At 50.6% G+C, this 6,296-nt stretch carries 7 protein-coding genes; 1 reads left to right on the top strand and 6 read right to left on the bottom strand.

Annotated elements, in window-relative coordinates; all coding sequences use genetic code 11:
- Positions 1 to 106 precede the first annotated feature (106 nt).
- The 6 genes from AC54T3_RS16945 to AC54T3_RS16920 all read right to left on the bottom strand — a co-directional run bounded on the left by AC54T3_RS16945 (position 107) and on the right by AC54T3_RS16920 (position 4,110).
- Entirely contained in the window at positions 107 to 394 is a 288-nt protein-coding gene (locus AC54T3_RS16945; RefSeq protein WP_496626490.1) for a HigA family addiction module antitoxin, read from the bottom strand.
- A gap of 9 nt (positions 395 to 403) precedes the next feature.
- Positions 404 to 682, bottom strand: a complete 279-nt coding sequence (locus tag AC54T3_RS16940) for a type II toxin-antitoxin system RelE/ParE family toxin (RefSeq protein ID WP_496626489.1) — start codon at positions 680 to 682, stop codon at positions 404 to 406.
- A gap of 243 nt (positions 683 to 925) precedes the next feature.
- Entirely contained in the window at positions 926 to 1,411 is a 486-nt protein-coding gene (locus AC54T3_RS16935; RefSeq protein WP_496626488.1) for a hypothetical protein, read from the bottom strand.
- Positions 1,412 to 1,644: 233 nt separating this feature from the next.
- The gene (locus AC54T3_RS16930) at positions 1,645 to 2,439 is read right to left on the bottom strand and encodes a hypothetical protein (RefSeq protein WP_496626487.1); all 795 of its coding nucleotides are present in this window, start codon (positions 2,437 to 2,439) and stop codon (positions 1,645 to 1,647) included.
- 401 nt (positions 2,440 to 2,840) lie between these two features.
- Entirely contained in the window at positions 2,841 to 3,935 is a 1,095-nt protein-coding gene (locus AC54T3_RS16925; protein ID WP_496626486.1) for a restriction endonuclease, SacI family, read from the bottom strand.
- A complete protein-coding gene (locus AC54T3_RS16920) occupies positions 3,907 to 4,110 on the bottom strand; it encodes a helix-turn-helix domain-containing protein (protein ID WP_496626491.1) in 204 nt (67 codons plus the stop codon). Before AC54T3_RS16920 ends, AC54T3_RS16925 begins: the two co-directional genes overlap by 29 nt.
- Positions 4,111 to 4,273: 163 nt before the next feature.
- On the opposite strand from AC54T3_RS16920, the gene AC54T3_RS16915 reads away from it, so the two are divergent.
- Complete coding sequence (locus AC54T3_RS16915; RefSeq protein WP_496626485.1) at positions 4,274 to 5,548, top strand: DNA cytosine methyltransferase; 1,275 nt, start codon at positions 4,274 to 4,276, stop codon at positions 5,546 to 5,548.
- Positions 5,549 to 6,296 lie beyond the last annotated feature (748 nt).

Genomic DNA, 6,296 nt, shown 5'->3' with positions numbered 1-6,296 from the left:
CCAAACCCCTTCCTTCTCGGGGTTTTTCCCCCCCCCCCAATTTCGGCACACAAATTGGGGGGGGGGTAAAAACGTCCGCTGCAACGATTTGTTGGGCGGCTGCCGGCTACGCAGCAGAAAGCTTTTCAACTTTGAGCTCCGATCTATGCTGTTCAGCCTGCCAAAGATCAAATTGCGATTGCTGGTTTAGCCAACTCTCGGCGGACGCGTCAAAAGCGATGGAAAGGCGGATGGCCATTTCAGGGCTAATGCCTGCACGGCCGTTAAGAACCGTGGACAGCGTCTTGCGGCTCACACCCAATGCCTTGGCAGCATCAGTGACGGTAAGCCCAAGTGGCTCAATACAGAGCTCCTTCAATACTTCGCCGGGATGAGGCGGATTGTGCATCAGCATGGTTTCCCCTCAGTGGTAATCCTCATAGTTCACGACTTCAGCATGCTCACCGACGAAGCGAAACGTAACCCGCCAGTTGCCGCTAACCTTCACTGACCAAACGCCTGAGCGATCCCCGCTGAGTTGATGAAGTGCCAAACCTGGCAAATTCATATCTTCAGGGGCAACCGAGGCGTTGAGACGGCCGAGTATGAGACGAAGCCTCGGGGCATGTTTGGCCTGTATTCCAGACTTGGTGCCTTTAAGGAAGAACTTCTCCAGGCCCTTGTGCGCGAAGCTGCGTATCATTGGCCAAGTGTAGCGCGTAACGCCTCAGGTTACAATCAAGACGCCCAACCAGTGATTGTATGGTTTCCAGATAACTTACCACGGGATATCAAGGTGGACAATCGGAGCTTGAACCGAATCCCTGCGCGGGATATCCTGCGGCGGCGTATGTTATCCCGCAGATACCCCGAGAATGCTCGACAAAGGGGAGTGACGAACGACAAGCTTGGGCGGTCGGCTGAAGCAGCTTGTTAGGTAATTTAATCAGCTTGATTTTTTCCTAAATTTGGCAAGAGCTACAACGCAGGACAAAACCACAGCCAGACCGCATGATGCAATGAAAAAGATTTTTAATGATTCTATCTTTATGTCTGTCATTGCCATCTCAATAAACTGGTCAGGCATACTGTACTTTGATGTAAACGAAAGACCTCCTTTAGTAGACTGGAAAGAATATGGACCACTTATGTCAGGCATGGTTCCATAAAACTCGAATATCTTGCCGACATCATCGTGCCTAGGTTTTCTGCCTAGAGACTTCCATTTGTCCGGCGTTACAAGAGGAAGACCAGTCTCATCACGATGACCTCCCGCCGAGCCGTCAATGATTTCAATCTTCCAAGGATTAGCCTCTAACACACGAAAATGACCATGCCAAAGCGCTACCCCTCTTGCGGTTACCCATGGCGCAATTAGCACAACAAGTATCAAAGCAATGGCTGCTGTTGTGTGTCGTGACTGCAAGAACATGTTATTGTCCAGCCATTTCTAATCCAGACAACTAACGCATCTGGTCTATAATTTAACGTAGGCGATCAGATCAACATGCAGAGGGTGCCATGGCCAACGCCTAAAGCTCAACCGCCGCGCGCCTGCACTGAACCTGAAATACCGAAAAAACCCGACAGCGGGCGTTCGGGTTGGAGCGCAAAGTTAGAAAACAGTAATATATTTTCATGCATGATTCTCAACTAAAAGCAGAACTAACAAAAGCCCATTAAATCTTTCCACCTGTTCCAGTTAACATGACCGTCGTCAAACTCAATTATCTTTAATAAAATATCAGGAAATAATATCATAATATTGCCTTCAAAGTCGGACAACTTAAGTTTGACTTTTGAGCCATTTTTATCAATGATTTTAGAATGACGCCCACAATGGAAAAGCGCATTCCTCACATGAGCATAATTCTGCATTTCATCTTGGGTAATTTCAAATCCAAGAGATGCTAAGAAGGGAGTAATAACTTGTGCTGCTGGTGAATCATAATCATTGAGATTGCAACGCGCTAATGCCTCAATACCAGAGAAACAAAAATAATAGGTTATATCTATAAAGTGTGAATTTAATCTCCATATTTCAACATTACGAAAGAATGCTGTTCTAAAATCAGTTGAGCTTATAAAGCTTGTATCACTTAATTTATTTATCAATAAATTTAGTAGTGATTCCTTTGACTTATCATTTATAACAAGCTCTCCTCCTTTTGTACGCGATGCCAAAATATCAAGATTTTTTGGAAAATCAATATTTTCAGATGGAGTATATGTGATAATAACGTGTTCTTGTTGAATAAAAGTTAGAATAGAAGAAACCTCAAAAATTATTTCTTCTATTTTATTTTTGGTATCAGTGGTATTTATTTCCATGTAACCAGTTAAATGAAATGACCGGCTATCAGTTGCCACTTTAGAATTGCTAACAGAAAGTGGTGTTAGTGTGTAACCACCACAATGGATAGGTTCCTTAAAATTAAAGCCGTATATTCCAAAAAGCATGGGAACTCCTCACAGGCCGCTTTCAGCCAACTGCTTCCAACGCCATGCTCAGCCGAGCCGGTTGAACAAGAGCGAACCGGGATCGGCTGTAGCAACTCGTGTACGCCCGGCATGGGCGTGAACTAATAGTAAATTAGGGTCAGGCCCCAGCCCTTTTAAGGTGCATAAAAACAACATTCAAGATCAGTTGTTTACGAACGTTGCCGTGTGCAGCAACGAACTGACGTGGGTGCTCAGCCAGGATACACGTTTGTGTAATCAAACAGTTGCGACAGGGCGAGAACGAGACCTTAAAAGGGCTGGGTCAGGCCCCTATTTACTCAAAAACCGAACCTGTCGGCAAAGGGCTCAATATTCGGGTTTGAAGAGAAATTGTGAGGAATATGCCTGGCGGATTCCTCTCAGCCGCTCTTGATCAACTGGTTCCAAAGCTCGACACCCCGCGACGATGCTTCAACAGCGACCAGACGTTCATGGATGTGCGCAGTTGCACGGCCAGCAGCGACTGGTTTTGGCAGTTCGCTCCAGAACAAGGCCTGTTCAACGAACGCGGTCCAACCATAAAAGAGCGTCAGACCAATGCCAAACCCTCCTGCCCAACGCTGAAGTCCTTGCTCATCGAGCAGCTGTTGACGCTCAGAAAACATTGCAACGGCTGCCTCGCGGACCCCCATATCGATGCACTTCTTGCCGAAGACGAAAACATCAGAAGAAGAAACTGGCTTGTCACGAACCTCAATCGCTTTTTTCCATGTTCCGTCACCGGAAGCTGAGTGGACACAAACGTCGCCAGGATGCCTCCTACTTGGGTCGTTGATGCGCCCACTTTCAACACGATCCGGGCCAGCAAAGACATCGACCAAACCGGCAACAACTGCCTGTGCACGCTTTCCTCTCTCTGAGTCGTCACGAACGAATCTTGAGATCAGCTCGGCAAGAGCAGTAGGTTCAACAAGATGCCCCCCATCGTGGTCAATATAGCGAGGCTGGTAACCTGATCTGACCTTAATGAACGCGCGCAGCGCAGACCTGGCTTCTCCGCTGTCATGTGTGGCATCCAGCTCTCGCACAAGCTGAACCATGTAATCGAACGCTACGCGGCCTCCGGCATGGACGGGAGTCCCATCGTCGAGGCGGGTCATCCGGAAGTAAGGCTGATTATTCAAAGGCTCGCGCCCCGTCACGCCGAGACTAAACCCAAGCTCGGCGGAAAGTGGAACAAGCACCGAATGGCACAATGTCCGAGCTGAGAATGCCCGTGGATTACCGTCCGCATGCTCTGGCTTGATGGCAAAAAGGTCGGCATCCGAATCAACGGTCTTCGCAAGAATCGCCGTCCCGAGAAACGCGATGTGCGTCTTCGAGACGCCCACCTCGCACAATCGCGACAGCTCTTCGATTTTTTGTTCCCACGCCGCGTTTGCCGGCTCCTCGTCCTTGAGCCGGCGCGCCTCCGCTCTTAGAGAATCAGCAGCGACCTTCTTGTCGATCTTCACAGCCAGCTCCTTCCTCGTCCTTAACAAGCTCCAAGAGGTCTGCCGGCTCACAGCACAGCGCTATGCAAAGCTTGTCAATCGTGCTCAAACGTGTGTTGTACGACTCGCGCGACGCCAACGACTCCAAAGTGGCCCGGGATAACCCCGTCACGTTAGCCAGCTTCTCGTACGTCATACGGTCGCCGAACCGGCGGCGGTAGTCGTCCATGGCTTCGCGCAACTTTACCCGAAGCATTCTTGGAAAGGAGTTTGTATTGTTGATACAAGTTTCATCTGCTATCGTGGTAGCCTCGCCTTCAAAGGCGTCGCGAAGAACCATACCCCCATGAGAACGAGGCATGAGCACAATGCACAGCGCGATTAGTCTTTACACTGGCGTCGGAGGGCTTGACTTTGGGTTCGAGGCCGCCGGTTTCGAGACCATAGCGGCGGTGGAACTCGATAGCGCTGCCTGCACGGCTTTGCGCCGTAACCGTAGCTGGCCCGTTCTCGAAGGTGATATCCACGACCACAGCTCGGAAGCGATCCTGAACGCGGCGGATGTCAAGCCCGGCGATGCTGACATCTTGATCGCAGGCCCCCCTTGCCAACCGTTCTCAAAATCGGGCTACTGGGCCAAAGGCGACGCGCTCCGCCTCGATGACCCCCGCGCAGATACGCTTACAGCATATCTGCGTGTGCTTCGCGATGCACGCCCAAAAGCCTTTCTCCTCGAGAACGTGTATGGGTTGGCCTACAAGAACAAGGACGAAGGGCTGCGCTACTTGCTTCAAGGCATCGAGCAGATCAACAGAGAAACCGGAACCTGCTACAAGGTTAGCTGGGAGATGCTCAACGCCGCGCATTTCGGTGTTCCACAGATTCGAGAGCGCGTCTTTCTCATCGGAAGCCGTGAAGGCACTGAGTTTGTTTTTCCGAAGCCAACCCACTGCGCGGCTGACAATGAAGCGTTGCTAGCGAAGGGGCTCTTGCCATATCGGACAGCTTGGGACGCGATTGGTGACCTCCCGCGCTATCCGACAGATCCATCTCTGAAGGTCGGCGGAAAATGGGCTGACCTGCTGCCTTCCATCCCGGAGGGGAACAACTACCTGTGGCACACAAATCGTGGAGGCGGGGAGCCACTGTTCGGCTGGCGAACGCGCTACTGGAGCTTCATGCTCAAGCTGTCCAAACGTCTTCCTTCATGGACGATCCAGGCTCAGCCCGGCTCATCCATCGGCCCGTTTCACTGGAGCAACAGGAAGTTGACGGCTGCGGAGATGTGTCGAATCCAAACGTTCCCGGATGGACTGAGCTTTGACTGTGGCCGGACTGACGTTCAGAAGATGATCGGCAACGCGGTTCCGTCACTGTTGGCCGAGGTCCTTGCGCGTGAGATCCGCTATCAGCTCCTTGGCGACCACACGGCTCGAGATACGCTCAAGCTGCTGCCTCCGGTGAGAACGCCTGTCCCAAAACCAGAGCCTGTAAGGCCACTGGCTGAAAAGTATCATCACTTGATCGGGGAGTATTCGGATCATCCCGGTGAGCGACGGACATCCAAGCAAGCCGTTCGTCCTGCTAACAAGCGTCAGGCCGAACTTTTCGAGAATCTGACGGCAACGGGGTGAACTGCTGGAAAGATGAAACGGAACCCAGCACACACGAGTTTCTCGGACTTTGATCATTGTCTGTTCCAATACTTAGCTTAGTGGTCAACAACGACTTAATAGACTTGTGACTAAACAAAAACCGGTATCTCACTGAACAGCATAATTATTTTTGAGGTTAGCCAAGCCTGCGACGACCAAAATGACCTGATCAGCCATGCGAGTAGCACGATTTCTGAACGTGTTAGAGAGAATGTGAAAGGCTTTCAGGTCTCTGGTCAGATGCTCAATAACGATCTGCTGCTTTTTGGCTAGCCGCAACAGGTAAACTAGGGGATAGTCAAGGCCATGACAGCGCATAGCTTTGGCTGAAGTCCTCATGTGCTCCTTTCTTTTGAACCGCCTAATGCGAACTCGCATATTAGGTAGTGTGGGGAGGGCGGGCTAAACACCCGTTCTTACCCGATTAGCACTCATCTAGGTGCTTTCTAGCAGACTGGACTAGCTCTGGATTGGCCTTTGTAAATCTCCAGCCCTCTAGGTATTGGAACAGTGCGCCAGTAGCCGCCATGAAACCATCAGCCATCTCCACCCAAAGCTTTTCAGGAAAACGGTTTGGGTTTGGGCCTACCTGATTATTCACGAATCTCAGCCAATTCTCTGGCTCTAGTCTAGACTGCAAAGAGGGTAACCAGGCGGAAATCAGCGATGCCGCAGAACAAGATCCAGTTTCAGAAGGGTTTGAGTCTACAGCAGTTTCTCTCGGACT

The organism is Halochromatium sp. NSM3, assembly GCF_059621085.1.
This window is presented reverse-complemented; position numbering and strand designations above follow the sequence as displayed.